Annotated in this window: 11 protein-coding genes, 2 rRNA genes and 8 pseudogenes (1 of these 21 only partly in view); 10 read left to right on the forward strand and 11 right to left on the reverse strand. The window is 59.7% G+C overall.

Features of this window, described 5'->3' with window-relative positions:
- Nucleotides 1-2,631: ribosomal RNA gene (locus tag ABLV49_RS02130) — 23S ribosomal RNA — on the forward strand (it extends 248 nt beyond the left edge of the window).
- 164 nt (nt 2,632-2,795) lie between these two features.
- Nucleotides 2,796-2,908 (forward strand): 5S ribosomal RNA (gene rrf / locus ABLV49_RS02135).
- Between the two features lie 136 nt (nt 2,909-3,044).
- Here rrf and ABLV49_RS02140 read toward each other — a convergent pair.
- Nucleotides 3,045-3,425: pseudogene (locus tag ABLV49_RS02140) on the reverse strand (IS66 family transposase); the annotation flags it as partial.
- A 91-nt stretch (nt 3,426-3,516) separates the two neighbouring features.
- On the opposite strand from ABLV49_RS02140, the gene tnpA reads away from it, so the two are divergent.
- From tnpA to ABLV49_RS02165, 5 genes and pseudogenes are all read left to right on the forward strand, one after another.
- Entirely contained in the window at nt 3,517-3,852 is a 336-nt protein-coding gene (gene tnpA, locus ABLV49_RS02145) for an IS66 family insertion sequence element accessory protein TnpA (RefSeq protein ID WP_349279988.1), read from the forward strand.
- Nucleotides 3,852-4,238 (forward strand): IS66 family insertion sequence element accessory protein TnpB, encoded by a 387-nt coding sequence (gene tnpB, locus ABLV49_RS02150; protein ID WP_349276583.1) that lies wholly within the window; start codon nt 3,852-3,854, stop codon nt 4,236-4,238. Before tnpA ends, tnpB begins: the two co-directional genes overlap by 1 nt.
- A 5-nt stretch (nt 4,239-4,243) precedes the next feature.
- The gene (gene tnpC / locus ABLV49_RS02155) at nt 4,244-5,824 is read left to right on the forward strand and encodes an IS66 family transposase (RefSeq protein ID WP_349276585.1); all 1,581 of its coding nucleotides are present in this window, start codon (nt 4,244-4,246) and stop codon (nt 5,822-5,824) included.
- A gap of 4 nt (nt 5,825-5,828) precedes the next feature.
- Complete coding sequence (locus ABLV49_RS02160) at nt 5,829-6,380, forward strand: hypothetical protein (RefSeq protein ID WP_349276587.1); 552 nt, start codon at nt 5,829-5,831, stop codon at nt 6,378-6,380.
- A gap of 221 nt (nt 6,381-6,601) precedes the next feature.
- Nucleotides 6,602-6,715: pseudogene (locus ABLV49_RS02165) on the forward strand (helix-turn-helix domain-containing protein); the annotation flags it as partial.
- Between the two features lie 304 nt (nt 6,716-7,019).
- On the opposite strand, the pseudogene ABLV49_RS02170 reads toward ABLV49_RS02165, so the two are convergent.
- The 9 genes and pseudogenes from ABLV49_RS02170 to istA (ABLV49_RS02215) all read right to left on the reverse strand — a co-directional run.
- A pseudogene (locus ABLV49_RS02170) lies at nt 7,020-7,271 on the reverse strand (IS110 family transposase); the annotation flags it as partial.
- 190 nt (nt 7,272-7,461) lie between these two features.
- Nucleotides 7,462-8,217: an IS21-like element helper ATPase IstB gene (istB, locus tag ABLV49_RS02175; RefSeq protein WP_349279989.1), complete on the reverse strand. Its 756-nt coding sequence runs from the start codon at nt 8,215-8,217 to the stop codon at nt 7,462-7,464.
- A 23-nt stretch (nt 8,218-8,240) separates the two neighbouring features.
- Nucleotides 8,241-8,750: pseudogene (locus tag ABLV49_RS02180) on the reverse strand (Mu transposase domain-containing protein); the annotation flags it as partial.
- 39 nt (nt 8,751-8,789) lie between these two features.
- Entirely contained in the window at nt 8,790-9,362 is a 573-nt protein-coding gene (locus ABLV49_RS02185; protein ID WP_432280018.1) for a transposase, read from the reverse strand.
- Nucleotides 9,363-9,427: 65 nt separating this feature from the next.
- Complete coding sequence (locus ABLV49_RS02190) at nt 9,428-10,504, reverse strand: IS3 family transposase (RefSeq protein ID WP_349276567.1); 1,077 nt, start codon at nt 10,502-10,504, stop codon at nt 9,428-9,430.
- A gap of 146 nt (nt 10,505-10,650) precedes the next feature.
- Nucleotides 10,651-12,114: pseudogene (gene istA, locus ABLV49_RS02200) on the reverse strand (IS21 family transposase); the annotation flags it as partial.
- 242 nt (nt 12,115-12,356) lie between these two features.
- Nucleotides 12,357-13,193 (reverse strand): annotated as a pseudogene (locus tag ABLV49_RS02205) (IS110 family transposase); the annotation flags it as partial.
- A 116-nt stretch (nt 13,194-13,309) separates the two neighbouring features.
- Nucleotides 13,310-14,366 (reverse strand): annotated as a pseudogene (locus ABLV49_RS02210) (IS3 family transposase); the annotation flags it as partial.
- Nucleotide 14,367: 1 nt separating this feature from the next.
- Nucleotides 14,368-15,433, reverse strand: a pseudogene (istA, locus tag ABLV49_RS02215) (IS21 family transposase); the annotation flags it as partial.
- A 587-nt stretch (nt 15,434-16,020) separates the two neighbouring features.
- Here istA (ABLV49_RS02215) and ABLV49_RS02220 point away from each other — a divergent pair.
- The 3 genes from ABLV49_RS02220 (at nt 16,021) to ABLV49_RS02230 (ending at nt 17,236) form a co-directional block, all read left to right on the forward strand.
- Nucleotides 16,021-16,143: a hypothetical protein gene (locus tag ABLV49_RS02220; protein ID WP_349279990.1), complete on the forward strand. Its 123-nt coding sequence runs from the start codon at nt 16,021-16,023 to the stop codon at nt 16,141-16,143.
- Between the two features lie 114 nt (nt 16,144-16,257).
- Nucleotides 16,258-16,746, forward strand: coding sequence for a hypothetical protein (locus ABLV49_RS02225; RefSeq protein ID WP_349279991.1), 489 nt, complete (start codon nt 16,258-16,260; stop codon nt 16,744-16,746).
- 46 nt (nt 16,747-16,792) lie between these two features.
- Nucleotides 16,793-17,236: a hypothetical protein gene (locus ABLV49_RS02230; RefSeq protein ID WP_349279992.1), complete on the forward strand. Its 444-nt coding sequence runs from the start codon at nt 16,793-16,795 to the stop codon at nt 17,234-17,236.
- A gap of 39 nt (nt 17,237-17,275) precedes the next feature.
- Here ABLV49_RS02230 and ABLV49_RS02235 read toward each other — a convergent pair whose 3' ends face one another.
- Nucleotides 17,276-17,713 (reverse strand): putative toxin-antitoxin system toxin component, PIN family, encoded by a 438-nt coding sequence (locus ABLV49_RS02235; protein WP_349279993.1) that lies wholly within the window; start codon nt 17,711-17,713, stop codon nt 17,276-17,278.

Genomic DNA, 17,713 nt, shown 5'->3' on the forward strand with positions numbered 1-17,713 from the left:
ATCGGAAAAGCCTGCAAGTGATAGCAGGACTCTTAGCAGAACAGTCTGGAAAGGCTGGCCATAGCGGGTGATAGCCCCGTATGCAAAAAGAGACCTGTGGTACTGAGCTTGCGAAAAGTAGGGCGGGACACGAGAAATCCTGTCTGAATATGGGGGGACCATCCTCCAAGGCTAAATACTCATCATTGACCGATAGTGAACTAGTACCGTGAGGGAAAGGCGAAAAGAACCCCGGGAGGGGAGTGAAATAGATCCTGAAACCGTGTGCTTACAAAAAGTAGGAGCCTCGAAAGGGGTGACTGCGTACCTTTTGTATAATGGGTCAGCGACTTACATTCAGTGGCAAGGTTAACCGAATAGGGAAGCCGTAGAGAAATCGAGTCCGAATAGGGCGTCTAGTCGCTGGGTGTAGACCCGAAACCAAGTGAGCTATCCATGGCCAGGATGAAGGTGCAGTAACATGCACTGGAGGTCCGAACCCACTAGTGTTGCAAAACTAGGGGATGAGCTGTGGATAGGGGTGAAAGGCTAAACAAACTTGGAAATAGCTGGTTCTCTCCGAAAACTATTTAGGTAGTGCCTCAAGTATTACCATCGGGGGTAGAGCACTGTTTTGGCTAGGGGGTCATGGCGACTTACCAAACCAAGGCAAACTCCGAATACCGATGAGTACAGCTTGGGAGACAGAGCACCGGGTGCTAACGTCCGGACTCAAGAGGGAAACAACCCAGACCGCCAGCTAAGGTCCCTAAAATTGGCTAAGTGGGAAACGAAGTGGGAAGGCTATAACAGTCAGGATGTTGGCTTAGAAGCAGCCATCATTTAAAGAAAGCGTAATAGCTCACTGATCGAGTCGTCCTGCGCGGAAGATGTAACGGGGCTAAGCCAGTTACCGAAGCTGCGGATGTGCAATTTATTGCATGTGGTAGGAGAGCGTTCTGTAAGCCTGTGAAGGTGGCGGTGTAAACCCTGCTGGAGGTATCAGAAGTGCGAATGCTGACATGAGTAGCGTTAAAGGGGGTGAAAAGCCCCCTCGCCGTAAGCGCAAGGTTTTCTACGCAACGTTCATCGGCGTAGAGTGAGTCGGCCCCTAAGGCGAGGCAGAGATGCGTAGCTGATGGGAAACAGGTCAATATTCCTGTACCGATGTGTAGTGCGATGTGGGGACGGAGAAGGTTAGCTCAGCCAACTGTTGGATATGTTGGTTCAAGCCTGTAGTCGTGCCTGGTAGGTAAATCCGCCGGGCTTAGATGAGGGGTGATAACGAGGCTGCTTGCAGCCGAAGTGAGTGATACCCTGCTTCCAGGAAAAGCCACTAAGCTTCAGCTACACACGACCGTACCGCAAACCGACACTGGTGCGCGAGATGAGTATTCTAAGGCGCTTGAGAGAACTCAGGAGAAGGAACTCGGCAAATTGACACCGTAACTTCGGAAGAAGGTGTGCCTCTAGTCAGTGATGTCCCTCGCGGACGGAGCTAAACGAGGTTGCAAAAAATCGGTGGCTGCGACTGTTTATTAAAAACACAGCACTCTGCTAAGACGAAAGTCGACGTATAGGGTGTGACGCCTGCCCGGTGCTGGAAGATTAAATGATGGGGTGCAAGCTCTTGATTGAAGTCCCAGTAAACGGCGGCCGTAACTATAACGGTCCTAAGGTAGCGAAATTCCTTGTCGGGTAAGTTCCGACCTGCACGAATGGCGTAACGATGGCCACACTGTCTCCTCCTGAGACTCAGCGAAGTTGAAATGTTTGTGATGATGCAATCTCCCCGCGGAAAGACGGAAAGACCCCATGAACCTTTACTGTAGCTTTGTATTGGATTTTGAACAGACCTGTGTAGGATAGGTGGGAGGCTTTGAAGTGAGGACGCTAGTTCTCATGGAGCCAACGTTGAAATACCACCCTGGTGTGTTTGAGGTTCTAACCTAGGTCCATTATCTGGATCGGGGACAGTGCATGGTAGGCAGTTTGACTGGGGCGGTCTCCTCCCAAAGTGTAACGGAGGAGTTCGAAGGTACGCTAGTTACGGTCGGACATCGTGACGATAGTGCAATGGCATAAGCGTGCTTAACTGCGAGACTGACAAGTCGAGCAGATGCGAAAGCAGGACATAGTGATCCGGTGGTTCTGTATGGAAGGGCCATCGCTCAACGGATAAAAGGTACTCTGGGGATAACAGGCTGATACCGCCCAAGAGTTCATATCGACGGCGGTGTTTGGCACCTCGATGTCGGCTCATCTCATCCTGGGGCTGTAGCCGGTCCCAAGGGTATGGCTGTTCGCCATTTAAAGAGGTACGTGAGCTGGGTTTAAAACGTCGTGAGACAGTTTGGTCCCTATCTTCCGTGGGCGCTGCAGATTTGAGGAAGCCTGCTCCTAGTACGAGAGGACCGGAGTGGACGAACCTCTGGTGTACCGGTTGTCACGCCAGTGGCATTGCCGGGTAGCTAAGTTCGGAAGAGATAACCGCTGAAAGCATCTAAGCGGGAAACTCGTTTCAAGATTAGATCTGCCGGGGCCTTGAGCCCCCTGAAGAGTCGTTCAAGACCAGGACGTTGATAGGCAGGGTGTGGAAGCGCAGTAATGCGTTAAGCTAACCTGTACTAATTGCTCGAGAGGCTTGACCCTATAACTTTGACCGTCTCAACAAGACGCGTTCAAGGCTGTTATGCCAGGTTGACGCATTCAAAAGACGCAGTCCCAGCGGACTGTGCAACAATCTAAATTAAAGCTGATTTGCTCTATGAATTCGATGGATTGCTCCGCGTGGAACAATCCATCAACCAGTTATGCCTGATGACCATAGCAAGTTGGTACCACTCCTTCCCATCCCGAACAGGACAGTGAAACGACTCAGCGCCGATGATAGTGCGGATTCCCGTGTGAAAGTAGGTCATCGTCAGGCTCTTATAGCCCCTGAACAAGCCCGGTTGATCATTAGATTGACCGGGCTTTTTCTTTTTGAGGATGCCGTTTGGAGGTAAGCACCAGGTGAGTAAGCGGTAAGCGCGCGGGCAACCCATGGCGGCTGCGGTTGGTGCTCAGTTGTATTGGTTGGGGGAAAGCTGCCAGCGATGCGGCAGCAGTTCGGCGACCTGACTGGCGCGCTGCGTTGGCAGTCGCGCAAGCACGTCCTTGAGATAGGCGTAGGGGTCGTGGCCATTCATGCGTGCCGACTGAATCAGGCTCATCACCGCAGCAGCGCGCTTGCCAGCCCGCAGCGAACCGGCGAACAGCCAGTTCGAGCGCCCGATGGCAATCGGCCGGATCTGGTTCTCGATATGGTTGTTGTCCACGGGCAAGCGGCCATCGTCTGCGAAACGCGTCAGCGCCGCCCAGCGCCTGAGGCTGTAATCCAGTGCTTTTGACGTGGCCGACCCATCCGTGATTTTCTGACGCGTCAGCAGCATCCACCGGTGCAAGGCATGTAACCGGTAACTGAACGGCGTCCTTCCTTGCAAAGGTGTCGTCGGGAACAATGCCTTCATTGATTTACGATGAGGAGCAACAGCGATGCAAGCCATGGTCAACGAGGGCGTAAAGCGCCGTCACCGTTTGAGCGAGCAAGACTGGCTCGAAGCGTTCAAACGCTTCGAAGGCGCCGGATTGACGGTAGAGGCGTTCTGCCGCCGTGAGGGTCTGTGCCGCAGTAGCTTTGCGCGCTGGCGTTCGCGCTTGCTTGGTGGGGCTGGCGTGGTTCGCCAGCTCAAGCAGGACGCCCAAAGCCAGGCACCGATGGCTTTCGTCGATTTGGGTACGATGGGCTCGGGTGCGCCCGCGCCTTGCCCGGCGCTGGAGTTGCGCCTGGACCTCGGCGCGGGTCTGACCCTCACCCTGGTTCGGCGCTGATGTTCTTTCCCGAAGGCCAGATTCGCGTCTTCCTTTATGGTCAACCGGTGAGCATGAGGCTGTCCTTCGATGGCCTGTACGCACTGGCGCGGCACGGGCTGCATCAGGACCCGCTGAGCGGGCATCTGTTTGTCTTCGTCAACCGCCGCGCCACGCAGATGAAGGTGCTGTACTTTGACCGCAGCGGCTGGTGCGTGTGGGCCAAACGCCTGGAGGGCGGGACATTCTTGCGCGACTGGAGTGCGGTGGTTCACCGCGAGATGGACTGGACGGCGTTGAAACTCATGCTCGAGGGCATCGAGCCCAAACGGCAGTACAAGCGCTATCGCAGCCCGCGCAATTGGGGACAATCCTGTGCCGTACCGCAGGCGCCCTCGGTAACATAAGGTCCATGTCTTTGACGCTGACGCCCCGAGTTCCTGATGCCATCGCGGTGGCTGCGCTCGGGCCTGCGCAAATAGCGCAGATGCTGCAGAGCCAGGCCGCGCAGATCGAGGAGCTCAAACGCCAGATCGAGTGGTTCAAGCGCCAGATCTTCGGCAACAAGAGCGAGCGCTTTGTGCCCCAGGTCGATGCGCAGCAGATGCACCTCGGCCAGTTGCTGGGCGATCTGGCACAGCCTGGCGATCAGAGCGAAACCACCCAGATCGTTCCCGCCCACAAGCGTCGCCGGACCGTCAGCGACTTCAGCGATGAGGGGGCTGCGGCGGCGACATTCTTCGACGAGGCCAAGGTGCCGGTGCAGGTCATCGAGGTTCCCAACCCTGAAGCACAAGGTCTGGCGCCCGAGCAGTACGAGGTCATCGGCGAGAAGATCAGTCACCGCCTGGCGCAGCGCCCGGGCAGCTTTGTCGTACTCAAGTACGTGCGCCCCGTGATCAAGCGCCGCGACACGCAGACCCTGCACTGTCCGAGCGCGCCGCTGGGCGTCATCGAGGGCAGCCGTGCCGACGTCAGCTTCATCGCCGGCGTGCTGCTGGACAAGTTCCGCTGGCACCTGCCGCTGTACCGCCAACACCAGCGCATCCAGGAGGCCGGCTTCAAGACCAGCCGGCCGTGGTTGACACAGCTGGTGCAGAAAGCGGCACAGTTGCTCGAACCCATCTACACGGCGCAGCTCGATTCGATCCGTGCCAGCCGCGTCATCACGATGGACGAGACCCCGATCAAGGCCGGCCTGGGCGGTGGCGGCAAGATGAAGGCCAGCTACTTTTGGCCGGTTTACGGTGAACATGACGAGGTGTGCTTCCCGCACTTCGAGTCACGTCGCCATGAGCATGTGCAGCAGGCCCTGGGCCTCAAACGCAAACCGGGCACCGTGCTGCTGAGCGACGGCTACGAGGCGTATGCCAGCTACGCCAGCAAGAGCGGCATCACCCACGCTCAATGTTGGGCCCACTCCAGGCGGGCGTTCTTCGAAGCGCAGGGCGCCGAACCCAAGGGGGCGGCCGAGGCCTTGCGCCAGATCGGCGCGCTCTACCAGATCGAGGACGAGATCCGCCAGGCCAAGCTTTTGGGTGAGGCCAAGCGGGTGCATCGTCTCGCCCACAGCAAGCCTCGGGTTCAGGCATTCTTCACCTGGGTCGATCAGCAGTTTGAACAGCAGGGCCTGTTGCCGAGCAACCCGTTGACGAAGGCCTTGGCCTACGTGCGCGAGCGTCGTGCGGGGTTGTCGGTCTTCCTCGAAGACGCTGACGTGGCCATCGACACGAACCACATCGAACGTGCCCTGCGCCCGATTCCGATGGGCAAGAAGAATTGGTTATTTTATTGGACGGAGGTGGGCGCCAAGCACGCCGGCATCGTGCAAAGCCTGATCGCGACATGCCGGCTGCATGACATCGATCCATACACCTACCTCGTCGATGTCTTGCAGCGCATCAGCGTGCAGCCGGCGCAGCGCGTGCACGAGCTCACCCCGCGGCTGTGGAAGCAACACTTCGCCGAGCGCCCCTTGCGCTCGGGAATCTGAGTCCATGAGCGAGCTGTCCCAGGCCCAGGTCGTCCAGGCGGTCGTTGCCGTGGAGCGCATGAGCGCTGCACAGCGCGTGCAGCTGGCCGACGAAATTTATCTGCGCCAGCCCAACCTGCTGGCCTCGGTGCTGGTGCTCGAGCGCATGGGCGTGAGCCTGCAGCAGCTGGAAGTACCGATTTACATCCTGATGGTGGCCTGCCAGGCCATCAAGGCGTCGGCGCTGGACTGGCCCCTCATCACGGAGGACGTTCAGGAGCGCTGCCTGCAGCGCCTCAATGGCAGCATTCGGTTCGACGAATGTTTGAGTCCCGAGCTCATGCGGCAAGCCGCCCAACAACGCGTCGACGATCATGCGCAACGCTATCTGCTGGCGTTCGTACACGGGTACTTGCGCGATCATGACTTGCTGGCGGTGCGCAGCGATGCCGAGAAATACCTGCTGCTGGCCTCCTTCAATCTCGTCGAATGCATCGCCGCCACCGCACCCGGCGGCAGACCTCAGCGCCGTCCTTCCTCTGGCAAGCAAACCGCGTCCCGACTCCGACCCTTCTGAGCATCCGGGCTTACGCGTCAACAACGCCGCAGGGTTACCGGTTACGTTCGCAGAGCGCTTACTGAGTAAGCGGTAAGCCATGCCATCTTGAGAGCGACAAGAAAGCGGGTGTTGTCGCCGACCGAAAATTGACCATCTAAAGGCCGAAGTGCCGATTCAAAATTGACCAGGGTGTTCCACTGACCTGCTGAATTTTTCAGCAGGAGAAGAAGGTGATCACCATGGACATGTTAGGCAAGGTCAGGCGCATGAAACTGCGCGACAAATTCTCCACCAGCGCCATTGCAAAGCTCACCGGGCTGTCGCGCAATACGGTCAAGAAGTGGCTCAAGGCGTCAAGCAGCATGACCTTGCCCCTACAGGGACTTTTCACGCAGTCAAGAGAGACGGTATTCCTTGCGACCGAGAAGCACGAAGTGACTTGAAACGAGGAACAGACTGCAAACCTACAGACGGGCTTGTTGCACTGGTTACAGTGCGGCCCCAGATACGAACCGCTCAGCAGGACTCCATTCGGATTTCGTGATTCGATTAACCCGAATCACAAGGGGCAAGTCGAGTTTGCCTGCTGCCGGTCTGACCTGTTCATTGCATCTTCGATTTCACGTCTGGCAAGGAAACTACACTGTGATTGGATTGCTATGCCGCCGGCACCAAGAGAGTGGTGCATGCCGGATTGACACTCACATGCCGCGCATCAAAGGGCTGGCCCTTTGTCATCACGGCCCACAGAATGCGCGCATTCTTGTTGGCAAGCGCGACCATGGCCTTTTGCCAACCGGATTTCTCACGCAGTTTGTGCGTCCATAGGGAGATCGGATCGTCGCGCTTATGCGCAGTCATGACGGCTGACTTAGCTGCCTGAATGAGCAGCATGCGCAGGTACTGCGTATTCCGGTGAACGTGACCGCTGATTCCGGCAACGTGACCGGCATTCCGGCGAACGTGACCGGGGGTCGGTGTTGCGCGTTTTGATTTTATGCCGGCCCGCTTTCCCGGCTGTTTTGCCCTTCTGTGGAATTGAATTTTTTGAACGAATAGGCCCCTGCCAGGCCGCCGGAGGCCCCCTGGCCGTGGGGGCCTACTTGTCGGCGATCCCTTTTGCGGGCGGGTTTTTTTTACGCAGCGATTCGCCCGTGAGCGTGAAGCGGTGATGGTTTTGCATGAGCCGATCAAGCATGGCATCGGCCACAGTTTGGTCACCTATCCACTCGTGCCAGTGCTCAATGGGCAACTGGCTGGTAATGACGGTGGCGCGCTGGCTGGCCCGGTCGTCAATGATCTCCAGCAGATCGGCCCGGGTTTGACTGTCCATGGCGGCCATGCCCCAGTCGTCGAGCAGCAAGACGTCCGTGTTTTTGAGCGTGTCCAGCCAGCGCGTAAAGGTGCCGTTGGCGTGGCGAATGCGCAGTTCCTCGCCCAAGCGGGGAACCCGCAGGTACAGCGCACTGTGGCCACGCCGGCAGGCATGCTGGGCCAGCGCGCACGCCAGCCAGGACTTGCCCGCGCCGGTGGCTCCGGTGATCAGCACGGCGTGCCCGGCATTGACCCATTCGCCCAAAACTAGACTCATCACCGCGCTGCGTTCAATGCCCCGGGTGCTGCGGCTGTCCAAATCTTCTATGACCGCTTGCGGGTATTTGAGTTTGGCGGTTTTGAGCAATCGCGCACAGCGCCGGTCTTGCCTGCCATGCACCTCCCGGTCGACCAGCAAGGCCAGCCGTTCTTCAAAGCTCATGGCGCCGATGCCGCTTTGCTGGAGCTGGTGCTCCAGCGCCTGGGCCATGGTTTCCAGGCGCAGACTGCGCAGTTGATTCAAGGTGGTGTTCATCATCATTTTGGAATTCTCTGTAAAGGGTTTCATTGGTAGTAGTTCGCGCCACGCACGTGGGCGTGTGCGGGCGATGTCCACTCTGGCGTGGTGCTCGCTTGCAGCAGGTCGCGCCGGTTGAGCAAGATGTCGCGGATGTGGGTGTATTTGCTGGTGCCCAAGCTCAACGCCAAGGTGCAGGCCGCCTCCAGCCTGGCGTCGCCGTAGCGTTTGGAGAGGGACAGCAGGCCCAAACAGGCGCGGTAGGCGTGCTCGGGATGGGGTTGGCGCTGCAGCATCTTTTGCACCGTGGCCGCACAGGCCACCCCAATACGCGCGCCCCAGGCGATGAGCCGCTCGGGCGTCCACTGCGCCTGGTGCTGGTGGCGCTCGGGCAGGTGTTCAATCACGGTGGTAAAGCTGCCTTTGTGGGCGCAGCGCATGTGGCTGGCCACCCGGTTGCCACGGTGCAAGACTTCTACCGCATGGGCGGTGACGCGCAACTCCAGCGCCAGGCCAACCAGGGCGTTGGGCACGCTGTAGCGGTGGCCCTCGAATTCGGTGGCTGTCAAGGAAGTTGTCGCCTGAAGTGAAGTGAGTCAGGCTGTTTTTTGCTTGGATTCAGGCTCCTTGGTTTGTTGCTTGGTTTCTGGGTTGAGGTGCACGACATCGACATGCGCCCACTGGCGAGGCTGCCCTGACCAGCGCTGAGGATTTTCCTGGCGGGCCTGTTCATAGACGAGCGCGCGCTGCTCAAGCAGTGCCCGGTCCAGGCCGGCATGGCGCTGCGCCGGTGTCACGAAGCCAATGGCGCTGTGGCGATGCTCGTGGTTGTACCAATGGGCCAGCTCGGTGACCCAGCGCCTTGCGGCCAGCAGGTTCTCGAACGGCTTGACAGGCAGTTCGGGGCGGTACTTCAGCGTTCTGAACGCTGATTCGACGTACGGATTGTCATTGCTCACGGACGGACGGCTGCGCGTGTGCGCCACGCCCAGGCGCTGCATGGCCGCCAGCATGGTCTCGCCCTTCATGGGCGAGCCGTTGTCCGAATGCACCGTCAGCTGGCCCGGGCGAATGCCCTGGCTCTCACAGATGTCACGCAGCAACTGGCTGGCCAGCTCGGCGCTCTCGCAGTCAAACACCTGCCAGCCCACGATCTTGCGGCTGAACAAATCCTCGAACAGGTACAGGTAAAAGCGGTGGCTGTCAAGGAAGTTGTCGCCTGAAGTGAAGTGAGTCAGGCTGTTTTTTGCTTGGATTCAGGCTCCTTGGTTTGTTGCTTGGTTTCTGGGTTGAGGTGCACGACATCGACATGCGCCCACTGGCGAGGCTGCCCTGACCAGCGCTGAGGATTTTCCTGGCGGGCCTGTTCATAGACGAGCGCGCGCTGCTCAAGCAGTGCCCGGTCCAGGCCGGCATGGCGCTGCGCCGGTGTCACGAAGCCAATGGCGCTGTGGCGATGCTCGTGGTTGTACCAATGGGCCAGCTCGGTGACCCAGCGCCTTGCGGCCAGCAGGTTCTCGAACGGCTTGACAGGCAGTTCGGGGCGGTACTTCAGCGTTCTGAACGCTGATTCGACGTACGGATTGTCATTGCTCACGGACGGACGGCTGCGCGTGTGCGCCACGCCCAGGCGCTGCATGGCCGCCAGCATGGTCTCGCCCTTCATGGGCGAGCCGTTGTCCGAATGCACCGTTAGCTGGCCCGGGCGAATGCCCTGGCTCTCACAGATGTCACGCAGCAACTGGCTGGCCAGCTCGGCGCTCTCGCAGTCAAACACCTGCCAGCCCACGATCTTGCGGCTGAACAAATCCTCGAACAGGTACAGGTAAAAGTGCTGGCCGCGCACCTGAGTGGGCAGATACGTGATATCCCAGCAGAACACCTGATCGGCTCCGGTGGCGGCAAGGGCGCGCGGCCGGCTTCGCTTTTGTGCTGCGCGCTCCGAGCGTCGATGGCCCAGTTGGCCCTGCTGTCGAAGTATTCGGTACATCGTGGACTCCGAGGCCACATAGACGCCGCGGTCGGCCAGGCGAGGCACGACTTGGCTCGGCGGCAAGTCCTTGAACGCTTCGCTGTTGAGCGTGGCCATCACCGCCTGGCGCTCGTCCTCGCGCAGCTTGTTGGGCGGGCACACATAGCGCCGCTTGCCCGAAGGACGCTGGTCGCCCTCGGCCGCCTGCGTGCGCTGCCAGCGCTGCACGCTACGGCAGGACAGCCCGATTTGATGGCAAGCCGGCTTCAAGCGCGCCCCGTCGGCGCAGGCCTTGCCGATCAGGCCGAGCAACTTTTGGCGCTGCTGGACGGACGTCATTTGTCCGCGCCCTCCAGCAGCGCCTGGAAGTTTTTTTGCAACACCAGCAAGGCGGCTACCTCGGCCAGCGCTTTTTCCTTGCGCCGCAATTCACGCTGGAGCTGCTCGTGCTGACGCTGGAGTTCTCGAAAGGCACCCGTTGCCTCGCGCGAGGCGGGCGCGACCGGGGTGCAAAACTCTTCGCGCCACTGCACCAACTGGTGCTCGAACACACCACGCTCGCGGCACCACGCCGCCAGTGCCGGGCCATTGAATGCGTAGCTTTCCTGCAGAGCCCTCAGGCGCTGCGATGGCGACCAAGATGCAGCCGGGCCGTCCAGCGCAGGGCTTGTCTCCCCGAGTGCCTGTTCGCCGGCCTTGGCCGAGTCCAGCACCCATCGCTTGAGGGTGCCGGCAGACATGTTCAGCTCGCTGGCAAGGCTCAGAATTGAACGCGCGCCGCGATGGCGGGCTTTGAGCAGTGCCTGCTCCTTGAATTCGGTGGAGTGATGGGAATGAGGTTTTCTGTGCATGAAATGTCGCTTGCGCTGCGGATAACCCGCGGAAAATCGGAGGCGACAACTAGTCTGACACAGGGGGAATTCGACGTGGCTGTCGATGTGCACGCGCACCGTCTTGAAGACCGCCCATTCCCAGGGCTGCAGCGGCAGGGCCATCAGGGCCGGTGCGTCGATCTGCGCGAACACGCTGGCGCGGCTGCCGGGCAACTTTTGAAAGGCACGCTGGTTGAGCCAGTGCAGCAAGGGGGTGATGGCGTCGTTGACCTCCTCCACGCTGGTGAACTGATGCTTGCGCAGGCGTGCCAGGATCCAGCGCTCGACCAGCAAAACGCTCAGCTCGACCTTCGGTTTGTCCTGTGGGTGATAAGCGCGCGCAGGAAGCACACTGCAGCCGTAGTGACGGGCAAAGTCCTGCACGCTGTCGGTCAGCAGCGGCTCGTAGCGGTCGGCCTTGGTCACCAGGGCGCGCGGGTTGTCGGGGATGATGAGCTGGGGCACGCCGCCATAAAAGGTCAACGCCTGCGCGGTGGCGCCCAGCCAGTCGCGTGCCGTCTGCGCGGGCGTAGCCAGGCAAAAGCAGTAGCCCGACACGCCCATGGCCGCCACAAAGAGGTTGGCGCGGCCAATTTCCTGCCCGTGCACCCTCAGGGCCAGCGTCGGGCCGGCATAGTCGATGAAGAGTTTCTCACCGGCGCGGTGGACCTGGCGCATCGAGCGTTTGAGCCGTTTGGCAAACTGGCGGTAGTTCTCGCAAAACTGCGAGTAGCGCCAGGGCTTCAGGGGCCAGTCCGCACGGTGCTCGTCGCCGACCTGGGCGCAGTATTCCTCCCACAGCAGCATGAGCGTCACACCCTTGCGGCCAAGCTCCTGGTGAAGCCGCCCGAAGTCGGCTTGCGCATAGGTCTGGCTGGCGCGAGACGACGCCAGCAGGCGTCGCTCCAGCGCGGCTTCGTCCAGGGCTGAAATGGCCGGCCAGTCCAGCCCGGCGGCGACGGCCAGGCCCACGTATTTGGTGACGACACCTTTGGAGAGCCCCAGGGCACCGGCGATTTGTTGATGGGACTGTCCACCCTCGAATTTCAGACGCAGGGCGTCTTTGAGTTTGCGCATATTGATCCTTAAGGCGGGCATGTGTCTCTTTGCAAAAAGCATCGAAGCTACACGCCACGCCGGGTTTCGTTCATGCGCAACACCGTGCCGACGGCGTATACCGCCGTGCCGACTGTCGTGACCAAAGACATCGGTCACGTTCGTCGGAATCAGCGGTCACGTTGCCGGAATCCCTCCGGTCACGTTCACCGGAATGTCGGTCACGATCCCGGAATCACCGGTCACGTTGGTCCGGAATACTCAAGGTACATGTCACCGCGCTTGGTGATGCTGCCCAGATTGTTTTTTCCTCCGCTGGAATTCTGCCTTGGCGTCAACCCCAGCCACGCGCCGAACTGTGCACCGTTCTTGAACTGCTTAAAGTCACCCACCGTAGCCACCACCGCCGATGCCGTGACGGGACCAACGCCCATGAGCCGGGTCGCCATCTTGGCTTGCTCATCGTCCTTGATGTGCGCGGCAATGCGTTCATCACACCACTCAATATGGGCGTCGATCTCTTGCCACTGACTGCGCGCACGTTCAATAACCAGACGGGCTGTGCCTGGCAGATCGTTGTCAGCATCCTCAATCATTTCACTCAGGCACTCGCTCAATGCCTTGGAACTGCGGGCTATCACCAAGCCGAATTCGGCCAGCAGGCCCCGAATGCGATTGATGCAGGCGGTGCGCTCTTCTTTCAATCCCTCACGCAAGCGATGCACGCACAGCATGCCTTGCTGGGAGATGGTCTTGATGGGCACGAAGCGCATGGTAGGGCGAGAGGCCGCCTCGCACACCGCGGCCGCGTCATTGGCGTCGTTCTTGCCGCTTTTGCCCGACAGTCGATACGGGCTCACGAGCTGTGCAGCAATGATTCGCGCATCCAAGCCGAGGGCAGCGAGTTTGCGAGCCCAGTAATGCGCACTGGAACTGGCCTCCATTGCGACAAGACAGCGCGCAGGCAATGTGGCGCACCACTCAATGAACTTGCCTCGCGACAGAGCCCTGTTTGTCACCATCTTGCCAGCCGCATCGACGGCGTGAACCTGGATGACGTTCTTTGCCAAATCAACACCGACTCGGGTAATCTCGTTCATGGTAATTCTCCATTCAAAGGGTTGCAGTGACTTCGAATTTCAATCTTGGCACGCGACTCCGTTGCCTGAAAGTGGAAAGTCCCTTCGTATTCGGATTGCGTATCCCATAACCGAGATCATGAACTGGCTTGCCTGGGCTGAACCGCAAGCCAGGTTTGCTCGAACTGCATCGGGCTGACGTAGGCCAGCGTCGAATGCAGCCGGGCTTTGTTGTACCAAAGCAGCCACGCGATGGTCTCGTCCTTGGCGTGGCGCCGAGTCACGAAGCGTTGCCCGTGCAAGCGCTCCACCTTCAACGAGCCAAATAGCGTCTCGCTACAGGCATTAGCCCAACAGTTGCCACGCCGACTCATGGAACTCGTGATGCCGTACTCCTTGAGCACATTCCTGAAGACACCACTGGCGTACTGGCTGCCCCGGTCGCTGTGAAACAGCACCCCCGCGTGCTTGCCCGGGTGGCGCTTGAACCAGGCCATGCGCAGCGCGTCGATAACGATGTTTGAAGTCATGTCCTCGCGCAGCGACCAGCCCACCACCTGGCGGCTGAACAGGTCAATCACCACGGCCAGAAACAGCCAGCCCTCATCGTCAGTGGCGATGTACGTGATGTCGCCGACCCAGACTTTATCGGGCTCGGCCACGGTGAACTCGCGGTTAAGCAGGTTTGGCGCAATCGGCAACTTGTGATGGCTGTCGGTGGTGACCTTGAAGCGCCGTTTTCCCTTGGCACGAATACCGTGCAGCTGCATGAGCTTTTGCACTCGCTGCTTGCCCACCGGGATACCGCGTGCCACCAGCTCGCGCCAGATGCGCGGCCAGCCGTAGGCGCCACGGGTTTCGGCGTGCAGGGCCTTGATATGCACCAGCAGCGCTTCGTCGCTCAGGTGGCGCCGCTGGGCATCGCTCGCACGGCGCACGAGGTGCGCGTGGTAGCCGGCCGCGCTGACCTGCAATACCCGGCATTGCACCGAGACAGGCCAGGCATGCCGGTGGCGCTGGATGAAGGCGTACTTCAAATGGACCCTCTTGCATCGTGTGAGCCGTCGCTTTTCCCAGGATGCCCGGCTCCATCTTCACGCGTGCCAGCTCAGCGCGCAGCCGGCTGATCTCCATCTGCTCGGCGCTCACCGGCGCTTTGCTGTCAGCTCCTGTGAGCTTGCCCTGCCGATGGGCCGACCACGCAGACGCGCGTGGGGTACAGCCGGGTGCTCACGCGCTGGCCGGCGAACTCACACGGCACCGAATACCGGTTGCGCTGCACGCTGACCCAAGCAGGTGCTCGATACGCGCGCTTCCCTTTCCACGTAGCCGTCGAACGCGGCCGGCATGGGCATCATCTCGGGGAGTTCTTGCGCCAGCATCTCAAGCACGCTGAACTGCTTGTACTCGGGGTGGCGTATCTCGCTCCACAGCGCCCGGCAGCGCTCGCCCAGCCAGGCGTTGAGCGCTTCGAACGAGCCAAACTGGCACTTCTGCGCATCGAGCCAGATGCGCCTGCGGCTGTCCTGCACGTTCTTTTCCACCACGCCTTTTTCCCAGCCCGAGGCGACGTTGCAGAAATCGGCATCGAACAAGTAGTGCGCGCACATCACGGCAAAGCGGGCATTGACCATCCGGCCCTTGCCTTTCTTGACCTTGTCGACGGCCGTTTTCATGTTGTCATAAATGCCGCGCCGGGCAATGCCGCCCAGCGCCGCGAAGGAGCGCGTGTGGGCATCGAACAGCATTTCATGGCCCTGGCTGGGGTAGGCCACCAGCCAGAAAGCGCGGCTGGCGCACAGCTTGAGGTGGGAGACCTGCAGCCGGTAGTAAATCCCGCCCACCACCAGGCCCTCTTCGCTCCAGTCAAACTGGAAGGCCTCGCCCAGTGCGAAACTCAGCGGCACGAAGGCATGCGGGGCCTTGCCTGCACTGCCGCGCCAGGCGCGCGTGAAGTCCGTCACCGCGCTGTAGCCGCCCGCATACCCGGCCGCCTGGATTTGCGCAAACAGCGCCTTGGCCGTGCGCCGGTCTCGTTTGCTCCGGTGGCCATCGGCTTGGAGGGCCTGCTCCAACTCCCCGGTGAAAGCGCCCAGCTTGCCCAACGCCTGGGGCCTGCTGTAGACGGGCACTTGTACCTCTTCAGGCGCCCTGAGCCATCGGCGCAGCGTGTTGCGCGACAACCCCGTGCGCTTGGCTATTTCATGCAGCGACAGCTTGTCGCGCAAATACATTCGCCTTATCTTGCCTAACATTTCCATGGTGATCACCTTTTTCGCTCCTGCCTAAAAATAAGGCAGGACAAGTAAAACACCTGGGTCAGTTTTGGATCGGCACAACCTCTATAAGTGGGTCAGTTTTCGGTCGGCGTCAACAGTCCACCATGTCAGCGTCCATGCCTCGACTTCCATGCCTGCTTCGGTTTGAGTAAGGCTGCAAGGCGAAATCCAGAACCTAAACCCATCAATTTCTCCGTCAGACGTTAAATCGAAGATGCATTGAACAAGGTCAGACCGGCAACAGGAAAACTCGATGAGTGGACTGTGGGCCAATCAGGCGCCACGAAAATTGAATGGAGTCCTGTTGAGCGGTTTGTATCTGGGGTCGCACAAATGTGCAATAAACCCGTCTGTAGATGTGCAGTCTGTTCCTCGTTTCAAGCTCATCGGTTGACGTCAGCCGTATTGACACTGAGAAAAAAATGCCAACGCTGCTTGACTGCACGGAAAGTCCCTGTAGAACCACTCAGCAAGGGATACGTTTTTCAAGGGCAAGGTCAACGGGATATGCCCTGCACTTGCGAAACATCAAGTCATCGGAAAACCCGGGTCATAGAGTGCAGTCTGGAATGTCTTGGGCTTGGGCTTGGGCCTGGGCCTGGCGCCAGGCCGCAGCCAGCGCCGGCCCGAACAAGGCAGAGCGCTGCACCGTCATCACGCAAGATCCGGTCGATGACCCGCGCGGGTTTTGAAAGCGGCAGTTTCAATTTTGGCGCCAGAGATTGGACTGGCGCCGGTTTTCAACTGAATTTACCCAGCCGGGATACAGAGGTACAACCCAAATCAACGAAAAGCCGAGGATGGAAATGAATAAGCTCACTTCAGCAGCCCTTGCTGCGCTCATACCCCTGTCTCTCATTCAAGTTGCGTGGGCCGCCGACAAGCCCCAGATACCGCAACAGGGAACCGCGACCTACGTCACCTACTACACCAGCCGTCCCCTGGCGAATCTCGACATGGGCGAATCGGGTTCCCAGGCGCTGGTGGAAATGCTCGGAGCCACCCGAAATACGAGCGGTTCCAAAGTCTTCGACAACATGGGCGTACGCTGCCTGCTGTACTCGGAGAGCGTGAGCGGCAAGCCCAAGGGTCGCGGCGCCTGTACCGAGACTGATAGCGACGGCGACAAGGTTTTCACCACGTTTGAAGCCGGTGTACACACCCTGATCGGCGGAACTGGCAAATACAAAGGAATATCCGGCACCGCCCCGTACACCATCAGCCCACTTCCCGCGCCCGGGCAAGGCCTGGGTGCCATCGCCGTGGAGCACAAGGTGAGCTGGCAGTTCAAATGACTTTCAAGGCTATTTTTGAAGCTTCAAGAGGCCTTCGGGAAACACCATGCAGACACCGCCGCTTGAGTCCTGGATCAAGATACTCACGCTGGCAGGCGCCGCCGTCGCTTTTGTGTGGGGTGGCTATCAGTTCGTGTCGAACCAGCGTAGCCAGGCGGAAACGCGACGAATAGAAGCCACCAGACCCTTCCTCGACCGCCAGCTCAAGCTGTACACGGAAGCAACGCAAGCAGCGGCAACCCTTGCCACCGCCTCATCGAAAGACGAAATTGCTTTGGCCAGGCAGCGCTTCTGGTCGCTTTATTGGGGGGAGCTGGCGTTGGTCGAAGACAAGCACGTCGAGGCCGCGATGGTGCAATTGGGGCGTGCTCTGGAACAAGGAAAACTTGGCATCGAGGTTCAAGCGCTCTCCTTGAACCTTGCGCACGCGTGTCGTGACTCACTGGCTGAATCGTGGGGCGTGCAGCAATGGCGAAATCCGCACCAGTAACTGCCAGCCCGGATTTTCCACGACCCTTTTCGCTATAAATTACATAGCTGCCTGTGCCCGTACACCATGCGTAAGAAGCCTTTTTGACATCGAAAGCACATGCCGGTCCTTGCTCAGCAGCAGGGTTTTTTCGGCAACGGCCAGGTCGATGAACTTCTGGTCGTCGGGGTCGCTGCAGTTCAGCCGGGCCTTGATGGCGACTTCGATGACGCGGGCGTGGCGGTCGAACGCGGCCAGCACGTCGTCCGCGCTGAGCTGGTAGAACTTCAGGCGCGGCACGATTTGCGGGTAGTCCAGCACGCGGGCGAGTTCGTCGCGCATCGGCCGGGTGGCGATCCAGTCGAGTTCGCCGGCTTCCAGCGCCTGTTTGACAGGCTTGGCGGCGGCATCGGCGAAAACGAAGATGTCCAGAATGATGTTGGTGTCGATGACGACCGGCTGCCTGCCGGCATCGTTCTGCGACCCGCTCGCTGGCAT

The sequence above is a fragment of the Polaromonas hydrogenivorans genome (genome assembly GCF_040105105.1).
Taxonomy (GTDB): domain Bacteria; phylum Pseudomonadota; class Gammaproteobacteria; order Burkholderiales; family Burkholderiaceae_C; genus Polaromonas; species Polaromonas hydrogenivorans.